The organism is Bradyrhizobium sp. cir1, from assembly GCF_014198245.1.
In the GTDB taxonomy this organism is placed as follows: Bacteria; Pseudomonadota; Alphaproteobacteria; order Rhizobiales; family Xanthobacteraceae; genus Bradyrhizobium.
The window spans coordinates 225100-243504 of sequence record NZ_JACIHE010000003.1; the positions used below are offsets into that span (position 1 = coordinate 225100).

Sequence of the window (18405 nt, forward strand, 5' to 3'; positions counted from 1 at the left end):
GCGGTTACTCCGCGGCCTCGGCCGGTACGATGCGGCGGGATTGCCGCGCCTGCGCGTCATAGGCCTTCTGCCAGTCGGACGGGCCGTTCGAGGGCGAGACCTGCACCGCCGTGACCTTGTATTCGGGGCAGTTGGTCGCCCAGTCCGAATAGTCCGTGGTGATGACGTTGGCCTGCGTGTCCGGGTGGTGGAAGGTGGTGTAGACGACGCCGGGCGCGACGCGGTCGGTGATCTCCGCGCGCAGCGTGGTCTCGCCGGCGCGGCTCTTCAGCCGCACCCAGTCGCCGTCGCGCACGCCACGCTGCTCGGCATCGTGCGGATGGATCTCGAGGCGATCCTCGGCATGCCAGACCACGTTGTCGGTACGCCGCGTCTGCGCGCCGACATTGTACTGGCTGAGGATGCGGCCGGTGGTGAGCAGCAGCGGATAGCGCGGGCCGGTGCGCTCGTCGGTCGCGACATATTCGGTCACGACGAACTTGCCCTTGCCGCGGACGAAGCCGTCGATATGCATCACCGGCGTGCCCTCAGGCGCCTTCTCGTTGCAGGGCCACTGCACCGAGCCGAGCTCTTCCAGCTTGGCGTAGGAGACGCCGGCGAAAGTCGGCGTCAGTGCCGCGATCTCGTCCATGATCTCGGAGGGGTGGCTGTAGTTCATCTCGAAGCCCATCGCCTTGGCAAGGCCGATGGTGACCTCCCAGTCGGCCATGCCGTTCTTCGGCGTCATCACCTTGCGCACGCGCTGGATGCGGCGCTCGGCGTTGGTGAAGGTGCCGTCCTTCTCGAGGAAGCTCGAGCCGGGCAGGAAGACGTGGGCGTAGTTCGCGGTCTCGTTCAGGAAGAGGTCGTGGACGATGACGCATTCCATCGCCGAGAGCGCCGCCACCACGTGGCTGGTGTTGGGGTCGGACTGCAGGATGTCCTCGCCCTGCACGTAGATCCCCATGAACGTGCCTTCGACCGCGGCATCGAACATGTTGGGAATGCGCAGGCCCGGCTCGGGATTGAGCTTGACGTTCCAGAGCGCCTCGAACTGGTCGCGCACAGCGTCGCCGGAGATGTGGCGGTAGCCGGGCAGCTCGTGCGGGAACGAGCCCATGTCGCAGGAACCCTGCACGTTGTTCTGACCGCGCAGCGGGTTCACGCCGACGCCGGGACGGCCGATATTGCCTGTTACCATCGCAAGGTTCGCGATCGCGATCACGGTGGTCGAGCCCTGGCTGTGCTCGGTGACGCCGAGCCCGTAATAGATCGCGCCGTTGCCGCCGGTGGCGTAGATGCGGGCTGCTTCGCGCAGATCCTTCGGGTCGACGCCGGTGAGGATGGCGGTGGCTTCCGGACTGTTGTTCGGCTGGGCGACGAAGGCGGCCCATTCCTCGAACTCGCTCCAGTCGCAGCGTTCGCGCACGAAGGCCTCGTTGACGAGGCCTTCGGTCACGATGACATGCGCCAGCGCGGTCATCACCGCGACATTGGTGCCGGGCATCAGCGGCAGGTGCAGCGCCTTCACATGCGGCGATTCCACCATCTCGGTGCGGCGCGGATCGATCACGATGAGCTTGGCGCCCTGGCGCAGCCGCTTCTTCAGGCGCGAAGCGAACACCGGGTGGGCAGACGCCGGGTTGGCGCCGATCACGACGACGACGTCGGTGTCCTCGACCGAGTCGAAATCCTGCGTGCCGGCGGAGGTGCCGAAGGTGGTGGCGAGGCCATAGCCGGTCGGCGAGTGGCAGACGCGGGCGCAGGTATCGACATTGTTGTTGCCGAAGCCGGCGCGGATCAGCTTCTGCACCAGGTAGGTCTCTTCATTGGTGCAGCGTGAGGAGGTGATGCCGCCGATAGCGTCGCGGCCGTACTTCTTCTGAATGCCGCGCATCTTGGCGGCGGCAAAGGAGAACGCCTCGTCCCAGGACACTTCACGCCAGGGATCCTCGATCCGCTCGCGGATCATGGGCTTGAGGATGCGTTCCTTGTGGTTGGTATAGCCCCAGGCGAAGCGGCCCTTGACGCAGGAATGGCCGCGATTGGCTTTGCCGTCCTTGTAGGGCACCATGCGCACCACTTCCTCGCCGCGCATCTCGGCCTTGAAGGCGCAGCCGACACCGCAATAGGCGCAGGTGGTGACGACCGAATGCTCGGGCTGGCCGATCTCGATCACGGACTTTTCCGTCAGCGTCGCGGTCGGGCAGGCCTGCACGCAGGCGCCGCAGGAGACGCATTCGGAGCCCAGAAAACTCTCGCTCATGCCCGGCGAGACGCGGCTGTCGAAGCCGCGGCCGGAGATGGTCAGCGCGAAGGTGCCCTGCACCTCCTCGCAGGCGCGGACGCAGCGCGAGCAGACGATGCACTTGGAGGGATCGTAGGTGAAGTACGGGTTGGACTCGTCCTTCGGCATCCAGTGGTCGTTGTCGCAGCCGTCCGTCTTGGCGAAGACGTGGTTCTCGCCCTCATAGCCGTAGCGCACGTCGCGCAGGCCGACGGCGCCCGCCATGTCCTGCAATTCGCAGTCGCCGTTGGCGCCGCAGGTGAGGCAGTCGAGCGGATGGTCGGAGATGTAGAGCTCCATCACGCCCTTGCGCAGCTTCTTCAGCCGCTCGGTCTGGGTGTGCACGACGAGGCCGGGCATGACAGGCGTGGTGCAGGAGGCCGGCGTTCCGGCGCGGCCCTCGATCTCGACGAGGCAGAGCCGGCACGAGCCGAATGCGTCGACCATGTCGGTCGCGCAAAGCTTCGGAATCTGGTGGCCGGCGTCCATCGCCGCGCGCATGATCGAGGTGCCCTCGGGCACTGTGACCTGATTGCCGTCGATGGTCAGCGTCACCATCGTTTCCGATTTGGAGCGCGGCGTGCCGAAGTCGATTTCTTCGATCAGAGACATTGTCGTTCTCCTATTCCGCGGCCTGAAGCGTGGTCGGCGCCGGGACAAAATCCTCCCGGAAGTGCTTCAATGCACTGAGCACGGGATAGGGCGTGAAGCCGCCGAGTGCGCAGAGCGAGCCGAATTTCATGGTGTTGCAGAGGTCCTCGACCAGCGCGAGGTTTTCATGCACGCGCTCGCCGTTGATGATTTTCTCGATGGTCTCGACGCCGCGCGTCGAGCCGATCCGGCACGGCGTGCACTTGCCGCAGGATTCGACGGCGCAGAATTCCATCGCGAAACGCGCCTGCCTGCGCATGTCGACGCTGTCGTCGAACACGACGATGCCGCCATGGCCGATCAGGCCGTCGCGCGCGGCGAAGGCCTCGTAGTCGAACGGCGTGTCGAACAGCGCGCGCGGGAAGTAGGCGCCGAGCGGCCCGCCGACCTGCACCGCACGCACTGGGCGGCCGGTGAAGGTGCCGCCGCCGATGTCGTCGACGAGCTCGCCGAGCGTCACGCCGAAGGCGGTCTCGAACAGCCCGCCATAGCGGATATTGCCGGCGAGCTGGATCGGCATCGTGCCGCGCGAGCGGCCCATGCCGAAATCGGCATAGGCCTTCGCGCCTTCGCTGAGGATAAAGGGGATGGCGGCGAACGACAGCACGTTGTTGATGACGGTCGGCTTGCCGAACAGGCCGTGATGGGCCGGCAGCGGCGGCTTGGCGCGCACGATGCCGCGGCGGCCTTCAAGGCTCTCCAGCAGCGAGGTCTCCTCGCCGCAGACATAGGCGCCGGCGCCGACGCGCACTTCGAGATCGAAGCTGTAGGTCGATCCCCCGATCCTGTTGCCGAGATAGCCGCCGCGCCTGGCAGCCTGGATCGCGGCGTTCATGGTCTCGACCGCGTGCGGATATTCGCTGCGGATGTAGATGTAGCCCTTGGTCGCGCCGACGGTGATGCCGGCGGTGGTCATGCCCTCGATCACCAGGAAGGGATCGCCCTCCATGATCATGCGGTCGGCAAAGGTGCCGCTGTCGCCTTCGTCGGCGTTGCAGACGATGAATTTGCGATCGGCCTTGGCCTGCGCGACGGTCTTCCACTTGATCCCGGTCGGGAAGCCGGCGCCGCCACGGCCGCGCAGGCCGGACGCGGTGACCTCGTTCAGGATCGCATCAGGTCCGAGCGAGAGTGCGCGCTCAAAACCCTTGTAGCCGCCATGGGCGCGGTAGTCGTCGAGCGAGCGCGGATCGATCACGCCGCAGCGGGCGAAGGTGAGGCGAGTCTGGCGCTTGATCCAGGGGATTTCGTCGGTGGCGCCGAGCCGCAAGAGATGTGGCGTGTTGCTCGCGAGCGCGTCGAGCAGGGAGGGCACATCGGTCTCGGTCACAGGGCCGAAGGCGATCCGGCCCTGCGGTGCCGCGACCTCGACCAGCGGCTCCAGCCAGTATAGGCCGCGCGAGCCGGTTCTGACGATCTCGATGGCAATGCCGCGCCTGGCCGCAGCCTGCTCCAGCGCCAGCGCGACCTCATCCGCGCCAACGGCGACCGCGCCCGCATCGCGGGAGACGAAGAGACGCATGCTCATCGCTGTGCCTCCGCGACCAGTGCATCGAGGCGCTTCTGGTCGAGCCGGCCAATAAGGCGACCGTCGAGCATTGCAGACGGCGCGGTCGCGCACAGGCCGAGGCAGTAGATCGGCTCCAGCGTGACGCGATCGTCGGCTGTCGTGTTGCCGAGCGCGACGCTAAGCTTCGCTTCGGCGCGCGCAGCCAGCGCATCGCCGCCCGCAGCCTGGCAGGCTTCGGCGCGGCACAGCTTCAGCACATGACGGCCGGCCGGCTTGTGGCGGAAATCATGGTAGAAGGTGAAGACGCCGTGGACCTCGGCGCGCGACAAATTGAGCGCCTGCGCCACCATGGGAATCGCCGCCTCCGGCACGTAGCCGAACGCCTCCTGGAGCGCGTGCAGGATGACCAGCGTGGCGCCTTCCTGCCCGGCATGTTCGGCGATGATCTCGGCGCCGCGCGCTTCGTCCCAAGGCTCGTAACGAGGTTCGTAACGAGGTTCGTAAGGCGTTGTCATTGTTCGTTCTCAACTTGAGCGTTTCTCCAGCGCAAAGTATTTGGAATCATTCGAAGATCAATAAAGCTGTCTCATGCTGCGATTGCGAATTCGGATCGATTTGCAACCGCAATCGGTCGATACGAAATGGCAATGAAGATTGGATCGGCTGCCGGTTTTTGCGTGTTGGTGCAGGCGCGGCATGCTAGCTTGCATGCCAACGCAGAATCCGAGGGACGACAGGTTGATCGACAAGCTTGAACTGCTGCTGGCGCTGGCGAAGGAGCGGCATTTCGGACGCGCGGCGGAGGCCTGCGGGGTCACGCAGCCGACCATGTCGACCGGGCTGAAGCAGCTCGAGGAAATCCTCGGGGTGATGCTGGTCCAGCGCGGCTCCCGCTTCCAGGGTTTCACCCCCGAGGGCGAACGGGCGCTGGACTGGGCGCGGCGGATCGTGGGCGACGCCCGCGCCATGCGTGACGAGATCAACGGGCTGAAGCACCAGCTCTCCGGCGAGATCCGCATCGCTGCGATCCCGACCGTGCTCGGCATGGTCGCCTCGCTGACGACGCCGTTTCGCGCGAGGCATCCCGAGGTGCGCTTCCGCATCCAGTCGACGACGTCATCGGAGGTGCTCGGCCTGCTCGAAAATCTCGAGGTGGATGCGGGGCTGACCTATATCGAGAACGAGCCGATCGGCAAGGTGCGCACCATTCCGCTCTACAACGAGAGCTATCGCCTGCTCACCGCGCCGGATGCGATGTTCGGCGACCGCGAGACGGTGACCTGGACTGAGGTCGGGCAGGTGCCGCTGTGCCTCTTGACGCCCGACATGCAGAACCGCCGCATCATCGACCGCGCGCTCCGTTCGGTCGGCGCGGAGGCGACGCCGACGTTGACTTCGAACTCGCTGCTGGTGCTGTTCACGCATGTGAAGACGGGGCGCTGGGCGAGCGTGATGCCGGCCAAGCTCGCCGAGACGCTCGGCCTGTCCGATACGGTGCGCTCGATCCCGATCACCGATCCCGAGGTGAATTACAGCATCGGCTTGGTGATCCCGCAGCGTGATCCCATGACGCCGCTGATCGCGGCGCTGGTCAATGTGGCGCGGGAAGTCGCGCCGACGCTGCAATTGTAGATCCGAGCAAGCGCCTCGTCCTTCAAGACGCGCGCCGGGCGCGCTCCTCAGGATGAGGCTCCACACCATTGTGCTCCCTTGAAACTGCTGCCACGCACCGTGCCCTCATCCTGAGGGCCCGCGTCTCGAAGGATGGCCGCAGGCACTTAGCTCGCGCCGCCTCAGGCCGCAGCCGATATCCCGGCCGCCTTGACGGCGTCGCGCGGCAGCGTCACGCGGACGACGGTGCCGACTTCGATCTTCGAGCGCAGCCGCATCGAGCCGCCGTGGAGCTGCGCCAGCGAGCGGGCGATGGCGAGGCCCAGCCCCGAGCCGTGATAGGTCTTGGTGAGCTGGCTCTCGACCTGCTCGAACGGGCGTCCGAGCCGCGCCAGCGAATGCGGGGCGATGCCGATCCCGGTGTCCGCGATCATCAGCACGATCCTGTCGTCGAACTGCCGGCTGCGCACCACGATCCGTCCGCCGTCGGGCGTGAACTTCACCGCGTTGGAGAGCAGGTTGACGATGATCTGCTTGGTGGCGCGGCGGTCGGCGACGACCGAGATCGATGTCCCTATGTCGGCATCGAGCGTCAGGTGCTTGTCGTGAGCGCGGCCGGAGACGACGCGCAGGGATTCGGCGAGCGTCCGTGCGAGGTCGAGCTTTTCCATGTCGAGCTTCATGCGGCCGGCCTCGATCTTGGACATGTCGAGGATGTCGTTGATGACCTCGAGCAGATAGTGGCCGCTGGTGAGGATGTCCTGGCAGTATTCCTGGTACTTCTCGCTGCCGAGCTCGCCGAACATGCCGCTTCCCATGATCTCGGAGAAGCCGATGATGGCGTTGAGCGGCGTGCGCAGCTCGTGGCTCATATTGGCGAGGAATTTCGACTTGGTCTGGTTGGCTTCCTCGGCGCGAGTCTTCTCGCGCTGGTACTTCTCGGCGAGGTCGGCGAGCTCGTTGGTCTGGCGCTCCAGCGCGGCCTGCGAGCGCTTGAGGTCGATGACGGTGGCGCGCAGGCGAAGATCGTTGTCGACCAGCTTCTGCTCGTGCTCCTTGATGCGGGTGATGTCGGTGCCGACCGAGACGTAGCCGCCGTCCTTGGTGCGGCGCTCGCTGATGTGCAGCCAGCTGCCGTCGTCGAGCTGCGCCTCGAAGGTGCGCGCGCCCGGGCCTTGGGCAGCGGTCTCGTTGTGGCGGGTGCGCACCTCCGGCATGCGGCCGACCTCGAGCACGGTCTCGTAGGAGGTGCCGGGGATGACGGCGCTGTCGGGCAGCTTGTGCAGGCGCTGGAAGTGCGAGTTGCAGAGCACGAGGCGGTCGCTCGCGTCCCACAGCACGAAGGCCTCCGGAATGGTCTCGATGGCGTCGCGCAGCCGCAAGTCCGCTTCGACCGTTCGCTCGGCGAGGCTCTTCTGCTCGGTGATGTCGACGGCGATGCCGATCAGATGCACGCTGGAATCGGTCGCGCCGCTGGTCTTTTCGCAGCGGACGCGGAGCCAGATCCAGTGGCCGTCGACATGCTGCATACGGAAGGTCTGGTCGATGTGGTCGATCTTCTCGGAGATGAGCTGGTCGGCGATCTCGAACAGGTCGATGTCGTCGGACTTCACCAGCGCGTTGACCTCGCCGAAGGTGAGGAGCTCGTTGCGGCCGTCGAGGCCGAGCATCGAGAACATCGATTGCGACCAGAAGATCCGGCCGCGCGACAGGTCCCAGTCCCACAATCCGCAGCGGCCGCGGTTCAGCGCGGTGTCGATCCGGCCGCGCACGGCGTCGTTGATGAGGTCGCCCTCGCGGGCGCGGGTGGACTGCCAGTGGAAGGCGAAGCCGAGGATCAGGACGACGAAGCCGGTCGTCGCCGACAGCGTCACCGAGAGCGCGGCGTCCGAGCCCCAGATCGGCTCGTTGCGCTCCTGGATCACGGTGACGAAGCCGGGCAGCGACTTGATCTGCCGCGCGGTCGCCATCGCGGCGTTGCCGTTCGGCAATGTCATATCGGAGATATTGCCGTCGCGCGGCGGCGCCGCGAGCAGCTGCGCCGTGGTGATGGCATCGAGCAGGCGGTCGTTGCCGGAAGGATCGCTGTCGATGGGAATGCGGGCGAGGATGCGGCGGTCGATCCCGGCCGAGGTGACGATGACGTGGCGGCCGTTTGCCGTGCCCCAGGACGGGATCAGGTCGGGCAGCAGCGTCGGCAGGCGCTCGATGTTCTTCTGCCGATCGATCCGCACCGAGGTGAGGCGGTCGATGCGCTCGGCGAGCAGGTCGGCGAGCGCGGAGATGTCATGCCGGACCACCAGCCGCTTCTGGCGCGTCTGATCGACGACCTGCACGAACGCGCCGAGGCAGATCGTGATCAGGAATGCGATGATGAGCGTCGGCACCGCGCGGCGCAGCGCCGGCTCCGCAACAAGGAGCCGATGATAGGCAGGTTTCGCGATCGATTGCGCCAATCCCTTGATTGAATCGGATTGGACGCACGCGTTCGCGGCGTCTGCACGCGACATGCCTTCGGCCCCCTGAAAACTAGCTTGCAACTTGAGTTCGGAGGCAGCCCCACGTCGCTTCCGAATCAGACCGATTTGAATCCAGTTTTCCCGGGCTGTCGAGAGTCAACGAATCGTTAACGCGAAATTATTCTTATCCAACGCGCAGTTTGCGCATCGCGCGTGCGCAAACCCACGGGCGCGAGGAGTCCGAAACGAGAACGTGTGACTCCGCGCACATTCTGCGTCACGCGCGCGGCGGCTCGGCGTGACTGATGACGCGCTTCACGCTCGGGAACGCGCGGCGCAAGGCACGCTCGATCGCATCGACCTGCTCGTGCACCCTGATCACGCTCATCGACGGCGCGGCGCGGCAATGGAAGTTGACGATCTCGCCGGCGTCGGTGTTGCGGACGCGCACATTATGGATGTCGTGGATCTCGCCTTCGCCGGCGAACTCCGCCAGCGCGGCGGCGATGGTCTGCACCCTCTCCGGCGCGGCATCGACACCGAACGGCAGTTCCGGTTCCAGCGGCTCGATATGGACGTCGACCTCGACATCCTCACCGAACTCCTCCTGGATGTTGCGCTCCAGCGTGTTGGCGATGTCGTGGGCGGCGTCGAGCCGCATCCCGGCGTCGACCTCGAGATCGATGCTGACGATCAGCTTGGCGCCCAAGTCTTGAATCGTACCCAAGTCGTGCACCGTGACGTGGTGGATGGCGAGGCTCGAATTGCGCGCGATCACCATGATGCGGTCGCGCACGGTCTCGTTGTTGCGCGCCACGGGGACCGGGGTGAAGGTGAGGTCGGCATCGCCGAACGCCGTGTCGAGGGCGGCCTGCGCCTTGCGCTTGATCTCCTCGACGCGGTCGATCGGGTAGGTCCGCGGCACTTTCGCGATGGTGTCGATGAAGGTGGTCGCCCCGACCATGCGCACGCGCAGGCGCTCGACCTCGATCACGCCCGCTACGCTGCGGATCGCGGCCGTGGCCTTCTCCTGCGCACCCTCCGGTGCGCGGTCGACCAGCGTCTGCACGGTCGAGCCGGCCATGCGCAGGCCGAGAGCGGCGATCATCACGGCGACCGCGGCGGCGGCCGCGGCATCGCCCCACCAGAAGCCGAGGCCGGCGAGGACCAGGCCGACGATCACGGCGCAGGAGCCCATGACGTCGGAGGCGAAGTGCAGCGCATCCGCGGCGAGCGCCTGGCTCCGGGTCTCGCGCGCGGCGCGGTGCAGGGCGCGGGCGCGCCAGAGATTGACGGCAATGTCGACCACCAGCACCACGAACGGCACGGCCGAAATGGTCGGCGGCGGCGTTCCCTCGCGCAGCCGGCTATAGGCTTCGACCAGGATGCCGCCGGCGAGCACGTAGAGCAGGGCGGTGACGCCCAGCGCAGAGATGCTCTCCAGCTTGCCGTGGCCGTAATGGTGCTCCTCGTCCGCCGGCTTGTCGGACACCCGCACCACCGCCCAGGTGATGATGGTCGCGATCAGGTCGATCGAGGAGTGCAGGGCCTCGGAGATCAGCGCCAGCGAGCCGATCGCCACGCCGACCACGAACTTGGCCGCCGCCATGCCGCCGCTGGCGAAGATCGAGATGGCGGCGACCGATGTTTTGTTGTGCTGTGCGCTCATGGCGGGGATTTAGCAGGGCGCGGGTGAACATCAAGCGGCGATCCACAGCCGTAGTCGCGAGTGAGTTGCAGGAGCGGATGCTCCTCGGCCCCGTCATTCCGGGTTCGGCCCTGCGGACCGCCCCGGAATGACGGCATCATATCGGTCTCGTAGGCGGGCAAAGGCGCGATGCGCCGTGCCCACGTTCTTCCGCGATCACTGACGGATGGTGGGCACGCTCCGCTCTGCCCACCCTACGAGATTGGGTCTTGGGACGGTGTCTGCGTGCTACGGCACCGTCACCACGATCTTGCCCAAATGCTTGTTCGCCTCCATATGCGCGAACGCCTTGTCGATGTCGTCGAATGCGAACACCTTGTCGATCGGCAGCTGCAGCTTGCGCGACTCCACCGCGCCCCAGATGTCCTTGCGGACCTCGTCGAAGATCTCGCGGACCTCCTCAATGGTGCGGGTACGGAAGGTGACGCCGATATAGCTGATGCGGCGCGCCGCATGCAGGTCGAAGTTGAAATCGGCATGGGTGCCGCCGAGCCGGCCGACATTGACGATGCGGCCCAAAACTCTCGTCGCGGCGAGGTTCTGGCTCGCGACCTTGCCGGAGACCTGGTCGACGATGAGGTCGACGCCTTCGCCGTTCGTCGCCTTCAGCACCTCGTCGACCCATTTGGGATCGGAGGAGTCGACGGCGAGGTCGGCGCCGTATTCCTTCAGCCGTCCGCGGCGATAGGCATCGGTCGATGAGCCGATCACGAGTCTCGCGCCCTTGAGTTTTGCAATCTGCATCGCCATCAGGCCGACGCCGGAACTGGCCCCCTGGATCAGCACGGCTTGCCCGGCCTGCACGCCGCCGATTGTGATGACGGCGTTGTACATGGTCGCCAGCGCGACGGGGAGGGTGGCGGCCTCCTCGAAATTCATGTTCGAGGGCGCGCGGAACAGCCGGCCGTGATCGGCCAGCGTGTATTCGGCGAACGCCGCGCCGCCCGATCCCATGATGCGGTCGCCGACCTCTAAGCCCTTCGCATCCGGTCCGAGCTCGGCGACCTCGCCGGCCCATTCCATCCCGAGCACCGTGCCGACGCCGCCGGCCGCGCCATGGGCGTGCCCCTTGCGCATGCCGGTATCGGCGCGGTTCAGTCCGCAGGCGCGCACGCGAACCAGCACCTGCGTGCCTTTCGGCTTCGGTTGAGCGACGTCGGAAATCCGAGCGCCCTCAGGGCTGTAGACATAAGCCTTCATGCGTTACCTCGGGCTCAATTGAGTTTGTGGATGAAGAGCGATGCCGTTCTTCGCCTCTCCCCGCTTGCGGGGAGAGGCCGACGCGCGGAACGCGCGGCGGGTGAGGGGGAGTCTCCGCGAGTCCAACTCTCACCTCCCTCGTGGAGACTCCCCCTCACCCCAACCCTCTCCCCGCAAGCGGGGCGAGGGAGCATACCTTCGGCGGTGCGAGCGCTGTGTTCAAATCACATCGATGATCATTCCGCCGCTTCGCGTTGCGGCTGAATGATCATAACCTCCAGCCGGCTGCGGATGATCGCCTCCGCCTCGCGCACGATGCGCGAGATCAGCTCGGCGCAGCTCGGGATGTCCTGGATCAGGCCCTGGACCTGGCCAGCCGACCAGATGCCTTCGTCCGAATTGCCGGTCGCATAGACCATCTTGCCGCGGGCCCCCGCAACGAGCTCGCGGATGTCCTCGAACTTGGCGCCCTCCTTCTCCATCGCGACGACCTTGGTCGAGATCTCGTTCTTGGCGACGCGCGAGGTGTTGCGCATGGTGCGGAAGATCAGCTCGGTCTCGCGCTCGTCATTGGCGACGATCTTCTCCTTGATGGACTGGTGGATCGGGCTCTCCTTGGTCGCCATGAAGCGGGTGCCCATGTTGATCCCTTCCGCGCCGAGCGCCAGCGCTGCGACGAGGCCGCGCGCATCGGCAAAGCCGCCGGAGGCGATCATCGGGATCTTGACCTTGTTGGCGGCGGCCGGGATCAGGATCAGGCCGGGCGTGTCGTCCTCGCCGGGATGGCCGGCGCATTCGAACCCGTCGATCGAGATGGCGTCGACACCCATCCGCTCGGCGGAGAGGGCGTGGCGGACGCTGGTGCATTTGTGCACGACCTTGACGCCGTTCTTCCTAAACTCGTCGACATGCTCCTGCGGCTTGTTGCCGGCGGTCTCGACCACCTTGATGCCGGCCTCGATGATGGCGGCGCGGTATTCGGCGTAAGGCGGCGGCTTGATCGCCGGCAGGATGGTGAGGTTCACGCCAAAGGGCTTATCGGTGAGGTCGCGGCAGCGCGCGATCTCCTTGGTCAGGTCTTCCGGCGTCGGCTGCGTCAGTGCCGTGATGAAGCCGAGCGCACCGGCATTGGCAACGGCGGCGACCAGCTCGGCGCGGCCGACCCATTGCATGCCGCCCTGGACGATCGGGTGCTCGACGCCGACGAGCTTTGTGAACCGTGTCTGCAGCATGATGTGTTTCCCCCCGGATGGCCCGCAGGCTCTGTTGTCGGTTGATGCCGGGGAGGATGCCGCCGGGGGTAGGAAAAGTCTATTGCGCCGCCAGGCGGGGCGATCATGCAGGAGGCGAGGGGATTCCGCAGGGCGGATAATTGAGGCGCGCCGTTGCCCGATGAGGGCAAGCTCTTTCCTCAAACTTCACCGTCATACCCCGCGACCCGGCGACGCCAAGGCTTCGCCGGGGTTGGGGTCTAGGGGCGCCGAAGCTTTAGCGTAGGCGGCAGGCGGGGTATCCAATACGCCGCGGCCTCTCGGCTCTAGCCTGCTGTCTCTGGAATACTGGATTGCCCGCTTTCGCGGGCAATGACACCGAGTATGGAGCGAACAGCTACTCCGACAGCCGCACCATCTGCCGGCCGCCGTTCATTTCCTTCAGGCGGTTGACGAAGTTTTCCGGGCGCTGCCAGCGGTTGGGGACTTCCAGGCCCATGAACTCGGCGATGTCGCCGATGAAGCCGGTGCAGTTGGCGGTCTCGGCGTTCCACACCGGCGAGTTCGACTGCAATTTCTTGATATAGGCGAACACGCGCTTGGCGTCGGCCTCGTTCAGGTAGACCCGATAGCTCGCGGTCAGATATTCCGGATCGAGATCGCCGTAGCTCGCACCGGTCTCCGACGGCACGAACGTGATGTGACCGAGCACGTAGGCGAGCGTGTCGCCGGCCGGCGTCAGGCCCGCGACCTCGACCGCCTTCTCGCTGGTCTTGCCGTACCAGACGAAGGCGTGGCCCCAGCTCGCCGCCGTCCGGGCGCGGAAGTCGACGTAGTAAGGGCCCTTCTCCGCGCGCGCGACGGGACGCCGCATCGCTTGCGGCTGAGGCCGCGATGCGGTGTCGGTCGTGGCAAGCGCGTTGGCATCGGCAACGCGCTTGTTCGCTTCGTGGGCCGAGGCCGTGGGCGTCGTGCATGCGATCATCGCCGCGAGGGCGAGCCCCGCGAGAATGCAGGATCCCGATCGATCAGCTTTGTTCGTCACGTTGAGCCCCCTCGACTGTCGGCCGCTTACGCAAAATCTGCGCGTCAGTAGCGCGCAGCGACCGGGCCGGGCGCCTTGCCGATCGGGGCCTTGCCAACCGGGCTCTTGCCAATCGGCATCTTGCCGATCGGCGGCTGCTCCGCCGGATAGACCGGCACGGGCTGCCGGCGCGGAAGGTCCGCGGCATTCGCGGCCGTCACCAGAGCAAGCGTGGCACCCAGAACAAATGCAATCTTCTTCACAGTCATACCCCTAGAAGGTTTGGTCCAAACACGGCAATGCCGTGCCCCCAGACACGCCTCTCAGAAGGGCGGTCGAATGCGTCCAAGTTGCGGCGAGCGCGGGACATGTTGGCGGCATTGATCGGACGCGCGCAGATGTGATGTGTCTGGATGTTTCGCTGCGGCGGCGGTGTCGTAGCCCGGATGAGCGCAGCGATATCCGGGATGCTTTGCGGATCGTCCGTCCCGGATGTCGCTTCGCTCCTCCGGGCTATAGCAGCCGTGCTCACCCGATCCGGTTCAAGCTGTTCCTGATCGTCGCGAAGATGCCGCCGATGTCCTTGCGCAAGGCGTCGAGCGCGTTGAAGTTCTCGAAGATGCGGGCGATGCGGTCTTCGACCTCGCGCTTGCTGTTCGTCAGCGCATCGACGCGCGAGGCCAGCGTCACGCCCGCGTTCGCCTCGATCTCGCCGACGGTTTGGGCGAGGAGATCGCGGGTGGTGCCGACCTCCGCGATCATCGCCTCGATGCCGAACACCGGAGCCATCAGCGGAACGAGGTCGGCTTGCGATTTCGACAGCTCGGTCTTGAAGGTGTTCAGCGTCGCCAGCGTCTCCTGCAACGCGCCGAGACGCTGGCGCGACTGGAGGACGAAATCGTTCAGCGCATTCTGGCGCTCGGTGAGGCTCCTGCCGTCGCCATCGGTCTCGACCTCCGCGATCGCGCGTTCGAGCTGGCCCCGGCGCTGGCCGAGCTCCTCGAAGTCGAGCCGGATGCCTTTCAGGATGTTGAAGCTGTCGTCGATACGGGCGAGGCGCTGCTCGATCTCGATCTTGTTCTTCGACAGCATCTCGACGCGGCTGCCGAGCGGCGCCTCGCCGCCGGTCTCGAGCTCGTCGATGCTTTTTTCGAGGCGGTCATGGTTGAGGCTGAGCTCGCTGATCAGGGCGTTGATGCCGGCATCGGTCGAGCGCAGCGGCGTCAGCTCGGCATGGGACTTCGCCAGATCTTCCTTGTACTGGTTGAGGGTCGCGAATGTGTCCTGGACTGCGCTCACCCGTGTCAGCAGCGCCGACACGTCGCGCGCGATGTCCTTCAGGCGGTCGGCGAGGTTGTTCTTGCGGTCGTCGGTCTCGAGGTCGTGCAGGGAGCGTTCGAGCTGGTTCTGGCGGTCGCGAATCTCGGTGAAGACGGGCTCGACCGCGCGGCGCTGATCGGCGACCTTGCCGACCATCTCGCGCAGCGCCTGCTGGCGGCGGCGGATCTCGGCGAGCTGGTCGTGCATGTCGGTGGCTTCGTTGCGGCCCTGCTGCAGCAGCGCGCGCTGCTCGGTCTCGCCGAGCTTGTCGTGCAGGGCGGAGACGGCCTCCCGCGGATCGCTCTCGATCAGGTGCTGGACGGTAGCGTCGAGGTGGTTTTGCAGGGCGTGGGCGACGACGACGTCTTCCCGGGTCTTCTTCAGGCGGTCGCGCAGCGTGTCGAGGCGCCGGTCCTGGCGCGACAGCTGCCAGGCGGTTGCGCCGATCAGCGCCAGGCCTGCAGCCGGGATCGTGCCGGCCGCGATGCGTTGCGGCATCGACAGGGCCGCGAACCACGCCGGCAGGTGACCGAAATCGTAACCAAACGCCTGCTGGGCGAGAAGCGCGATGGCGGCCAGCAGGGCAAACCAGGCAACCAGGAAAAACAGCCACATCGTGAATTCCTCACGCCGGCACACATTTTCGCCGTAGTTGCTATTGGAGAGCGGAACCGAGATCAAGGGGCGCACGGGTTGTAGATCGCGCGATCCACCGTCGCGCGCGTCCGCCGATTGCTGGAGGACGTTGCGGGGATTGCCGGGTTTTCCCGAGGGGGCTGCGGCCCTCGGCCGTCATTCCGGGGCGCGACGAAGTCGCGAGCCCGGAATCCATGCATCCAACGTCACTGCCGCCCGATGGATTCCGGGCTCGCGCTCCGCGCGCCCCGGAATGACGGAGAGAGGGGAGTGCGGCCGCGTTCGCCGCTACAGCCGAAATTCGTTGGTGAGCTCGCCGATGCCGTCGATCGCAACCGTGACCGTATTCACCGGCTCCTTCATCACGCCGACGCCGACCGAGGTGCCGACGGCGATGAGGTCGCCGGGGAGCAAGGTCATGTCGTGCGAGATCTTGCTCACAAGCTCCTGCGCGGTGAAGATCATGTCCGAGATCGGATAGTTCTGCCGCTCGGCGCCGTTGAGGATGGTGCGCACCGTCAGTTTTGCGGGATCGAGGCCGGTCGCGATCACGGGGCCGAACGGGCCGTAATCGTCGATACCCTTGGCGCGGGCCCATTGCGGGAAGGTGGGATCGCGGGTCAGGATGTCGTTGGCGGTGATGTCGTTGACGCAGGTGTAGCCGAAGATGAAGCTATCGGCTTCCGCAGGCGACACGCGGGCACAGGTCTTGCCGATGACGATGCCGAGCTCGCCTTCATAAGTCGTCTTGCCGTGGTAATAGGCGGGACGGCGGATCACGGCGCCCGGCGTCGTGACGCTGGTGGTCGCCTTGAGCAGGTAGAGCGGCTCCGGCGGCTCGGGCTGGTTCAGCTTGGCGGCGAGCGCGTGGAAATTATTCCAGAGCGCAACGATCTTGCTGGGCGCGCAGGGCGCGAGCAACTCGACCTCCGACAGCGCCAGTGTCCTGCTGGTCGCGACGTTGCGGCCGAACATATCGCCCTCGTGCACGCTGATGCCGGAGGATGTCAGCGTGCCGAAGCCGGTCGCGCCGGCATGGCGGAAGCGCAGCCACTTTTTCATCTCGCCGGCCATCACGCCACCGCCAGCGCGCGCGGATCGGTTGTCGAGACGCCGTCATAGAGGCCGGCGATGCGGGCGCGCTGGCTCACCATGGCCAGCACCGAGTCGAGCGCGGGCGTCGGAATGCCGGTGAGGCGGCCCATCTCCTGCACCACGGTCACGAGCGGGTCGATCTCCATCGGGCGGCCGCGCTCGAGATCCTGCAGCATCGAGGTCTTGTGCGCGCCGACCTTGCGCGCGCCCTCGATGCGGCGCTCGACGTCGACACGGAATTTGACCCCGAAGGTCTCGGCGATGCCTTGCGTCTCCACCATGATCGCACGCGACAGCGCGCGCGTGGCGGGATCGGTGCAGATCACGTCGAGCGTGGCATGGGTCAGCGCGCTGATCGGGTTGAAGCAGACATTGCCCCAGAGTTTCAGCCAGATCTCGTCGCGGATGCGGTCGAGCACCGGGGCCTTCAGGCCGGCGGCGACGAAGAGATCGGCGAGGCGCTGCACGTCGGAGGTGATCTCGCCGGAGGGCTCGCCGAGCGGGAAATTGTTGCCGTAGACGTGGCGGATCACGCCGGGCGCCTCGATCTCGGTGGCGGGATAGACGATGCAGCCGATGGCGCGCTCGGCGCCGATCTCGCGCCATTGCCGGCCGCCGGGGTCGATGCTCTCCAGCGTCGAGTTCTCGTGTTGGCCGCCGTGCTTGTAGAAATACCAATAGGGGATGCCGTTGACGGCGGTGACGATGCGGGTATGGGGCCCGAGCAGCGGCTGCATCTTCTCGATCACGCCGGTGATCGAATGCGCCTTCAGCGTGATGATGATGTAGTCCTGCACGCCGAGTTCAGTGGGATCGTCGGTGCAGCGCGGATGCACGGTGTGCTTCTCCTCGCCGGCGAGCAGCGTCAGGCCGCGCTCGCGCATCGCGGCGAGATGCGCGCCGCGTGCGACCAGGCTGACGTCGGCGCCCGCACGCGCGAGATGAACCCCGAGATATCCGCCGATCGCGCCGGCGCCGTAGATGCAGATCTTCATGAAATCCTCGCGAGCAGAGACCGGAATTTGGGACGAAAGATCCGGTCCGGCTCGGAAGGATCCGAGCCGGGGCCGGTAGTCGCAGGGGAAGTGTTGCCGCTCTAAAGCGCGATGCGCTTTAGTCTATTGTTTGAGCATGATCTTGTCGGAAAACCGCTACGCACTTTGCGCTAACGCGGCTCTCCGGGTCCGGATCATGCTTTAGGCTGCCGCTTGCGGCGTGCCGTTGATCGCCTCGTCCATGGCAGCGGCGATGTCGCGCATGCTGATCACGGAGACGAGGCTGTAATCATCGATGACCGGCAGGTGACGGATGTGATGCCGGTTCATGAGATGGCGAACGTGCTCGATCGTGTCCGAGGAGGTGCAGGAGACGAGCTGCTGCACCGACACGAGCTGCGAGACCTTGACGTTGACGGCATTGGCGCCGTGCTCGGCGACGGCGCGCACCACGTCGCGCTCGGTGAACATGCCGACCGCGGTGTTGCCCTCGGAGCGGACCACGTCCTTGACCACCAGCGCGCTGATATTGTTGGCGCGCATCAGCTTGGCGGCGATACCCACCGTTTCGTTCATTCGCACCGTGACAACGCGCGGCGTCTTCTTGCGCAGAATGTCTCCGACCAGCATTGCAACCTCCCTGGGGTGAATGACTGGGGGAAGTGTGGTATACATAATGCCAATCGTCAAGCGCTGGATTTGGCTGATCCGAAAAATCT

At 66.0% G+C, this 18405-nt stretch carries 14 protein-coding genes; 1 reads left to right on the forward strand and 13 read right to left on the reverse strand.

Going from position 1 to position 18405, the window contains the following annotated elements:
* Positions 1-4: 4 nt before the first annotated feature.
* Genes fdhF through GGD63_RS09455 form a run of 3 tightly spaced genes read right to left on the reverse strand, consistent with a single transcriptional unit; the run spans position 5 to position 4942 of the window.
* Positions 5-2878 (reverse strand): formate dehydrogenase subunit alpha, encoded by a 2874-nt coding sequence (gene fdhF / locus GGD63_RS09445; protein WP_183241109.1) that lies wholly within the window; start codon positions 2876-2878, stop codon positions 5-7.
* A gap of 10 nt (positions 2879-2888) precedes the next feature.
* Entirely contained in the window at positions 2889-4445 is a 1557-nt protein-coding gene (locus GGD63_RS09450) for an NADH-quinone oxidoreductase subunit NuoF (protein ID WP_183241111.1), read from the reverse strand.
* Positions 4442-4942, reverse strand: a complete 501-nt coding sequence (locus tag GGD63_RS09455; protein ID WP_183241113.1) for a formate dehydrogenase subunit gamma — start codon at positions 4940-4942, stop codon at positions 4442-4444. The genes GGD63_RS09450 and GGD63_RS09455 overlap by 4 nt, the downstream gene beginning before the upstream one ends.
* A gap of 223 nt (positions 4943-5165) precedes the next feature.
* On the opposite strand from GGD63_RS09455, the gene GGD63_RS09460 reads away from it, so the two are divergent.
* Positions 5166-6059 carry a LysR family transcriptional regulator gene (locus tag GGD63_RS09460; protein WP_183241115.1) on the forward strand — a complete coding sequence of 298 codons (894 nt, stop codon included), beginning with the start codon at positions 5166-5168 and terminating at the stop codon, positions 6057-6059.
* A 161-nt stretch (positions 6060-6220) separates the two neighbouring features.
* On the opposite strand, the gene GGD63_RS09465 is transcribed toward GGD63_RS09460, so the two are convergent.
* From GGD63_RS09465 to GGD63_RS09510, 10 genes are all read right to left on the reverse strand, one after another.
* The gene (locus GGD63_RS09465; RefSeq protein ID WP_183241118.1) at positions 6221-8548 is read right to left on the reverse strand and encodes a PAS domain-containing sensor histidine kinase; all 2328 of its coding nucleotides are present in this window, start codon (positions 8546-8548) and stop codon (positions 6221-6223) included.
* 226 nt (positions 8549-8774) lie between these two features.
* The gene (locus GGD63_RS09470) at positions 8775-10166 is read right to left on the reverse strand and encodes a cation-efflux pump (RefSeq protein WP_183241121.1); all 1392 of its coding nucleotides are present in this window, start codon (positions 10164-10166) and stop codon (positions 8775-8777) included.
* 267 nt (positions 10167-10433) lie between these two features.
* Complete coding sequence (locus GGD63_RS09475) at positions 10434-11405, reverse strand: zinc-binding dehydrogenase (RefSeq protein WP_183241123.1); 972 nt, start codon at positions 11403-11405, stop codon at positions 10434-10436.
* A 236-nt stretch (positions 11406-11641) separates the two neighbouring features.
* Entirely contained in the window at positions 11642-12637 is a 996-nt protein-coding gene (locus tag GGD63_RS09480) for a nitronate monooxygenase family protein (protein ID WP_183241124.1), read from the reverse strand.
* 376 nt (positions 12638-13013) lie between these two features.
* Entirely contained in the window at positions 13014-13661 is a 648-nt protein-coding gene (locus tag GGD63_RS09485; protein ID WP_183241126.1) for a hypothetical protein, read from the reverse strand.
* A gap of 44 nt (positions 13662-13705) precedes the next feature.
* Positions 13706-13909: a hypothetical protein gene (locus GGD63_RS09490; RefSeq protein WP_183241128.1), complete on the reverse strand. Its 204-nt coding sequence runs from the start codon at positions 13907-13909 to the stop codon at positions 13706-13708.
* 259 nt (positions 13910-14168) lie between these two features.
* The gene (locus GGD63_RS09495) at positions 14169-15575 is read right to left on the reverse strand and encodes a hypothetical protein (RefSeq protein ID WP_183241130.1); all 1407 of its coding nucleotides are present in this window, start codon (positions 15573-15575) and stop codon (positions 14169-14171) included.
* Between the two features lie 309 nt (positions 15576-15884).
* Entirely contained in the window at positions 15885-16658 is a 774-nt protein-coding gene (locus GGD63_RS09500) for a fumarylacetoacetate hydrolase family protein (RefSeq protein ID WP_183241132.1), read from the reverse strand.
* A gap of 11 nt (positions 16659-16669) precedes the next feature.
* Positions 16670-17686, reverse strand: coding sequence for a 2-dehydropantoate 2-reductase (locus tag GGD63_RS09505; RefSeq protein ID WP_183241134.1), 1017 nt, complete (start codon positions 17684-17686; stop codon positions 16670-16672).
* Positions 17687-17887: 201 nt separating this feature from the next.
* On the reverse strand, positions 17888-18316 hold the full coding sequence (locus GGD63_RS09510) for a CBS domain-containing protein (protein WP_183241135.1): 429 nt from the start codon (positions 18314-18316) through the stop codon (positions 17888-17890).
* Positions 18317-18405: the final 89 nt, after the last annotated feature.

Bases quoted from the DNA above. Each gene is read 5' to 3' on its own strand.
- GGD63_RS09505 (WP_183241134.1), bottom strand. From the start codon at position 17,686: ATGAAGATCTGCATCTACGGCGCCGGCGCGATCGGCGGATATCTCGGG.
- GGD63_RS09475 (WP_183241123.1), bottom strand. From the start codon at position 11,405: ATGAAGGCTTATGTCTACAGCCCTGAGGGCGCTCGGATTTCCGACGTC.
- GGD63_RS09480 (WP_183241124.1), bottom strand. From the start codon at position 12,637: ATGCTGCAGACACGGTTCACAAAGCTCGTCGGCGTCGAGCACCCGATC.
- GGD63_RS09495 (WP_183241130.1), bottom strand. From the start codon at position 15,575: ATGTGGCTGTTTTTCCTGGTTGCCTGGTTTGCCCTGCTGGCCGCCATC.
- GGD63_RS09465 (WP_183241118.1), bottom strand. From the start codon at position 8,548: ATGTCGCGTGCAGACGCCGCGAACGCGTGCGTCCAATCCGATTCAATC.
- GGD63_RS09500 (WP_183241132.1), bottom strand. From the start codon at position 16,658: ATGAAAAAGTGGCTGCGCTTCCGCCATGCCGGCGCGACCGGCTTCGGC.
- fdhF (WP_183241109.1), bottom strand. From the start codon at position 2,878: ATGTCTCTGATCGAAGAAATCGACTTCGGCACGCCGCGCTCCAAATCG.
- GGD63_RS09490 (WP_183241128.1), bottom strand. From the start codon at position 13,909: ATGACTGTGAAGAAGATTGCATTTGTTCTGGGTGCCACGCTTGCTCTG.
- GGD63_RS09510 (WP_183241135.1), bottom strand. From the start codon at position 18,316: ATGCTGGTCGGAGACATTCTGCGCAAGAAGACGCCGCGCGTTGTCACG.
- GGD63_RS09450 (WP_183241111.1), bottom strand. From the start codon at position 4,445: ATGAGCATGCGTCTCTTCGTCTCCCGCGATGCGGGCGCGGTCGCCGTT.
- GGD63_RS09455 (WP_183241113.1), bottom strand. From the start codon at position 4,942: ATGACAACGCCTTACGAACCTCGTTACGAACCTCGTTACGAGCCTTGG.
- GGD63_RS09470 (WP_183241121.1), bottom strand. From the start codon at position 10,166: ATGAGCGCACAGCACAACAAAACATCGGTCGCCGCCATCTCGATCTTC.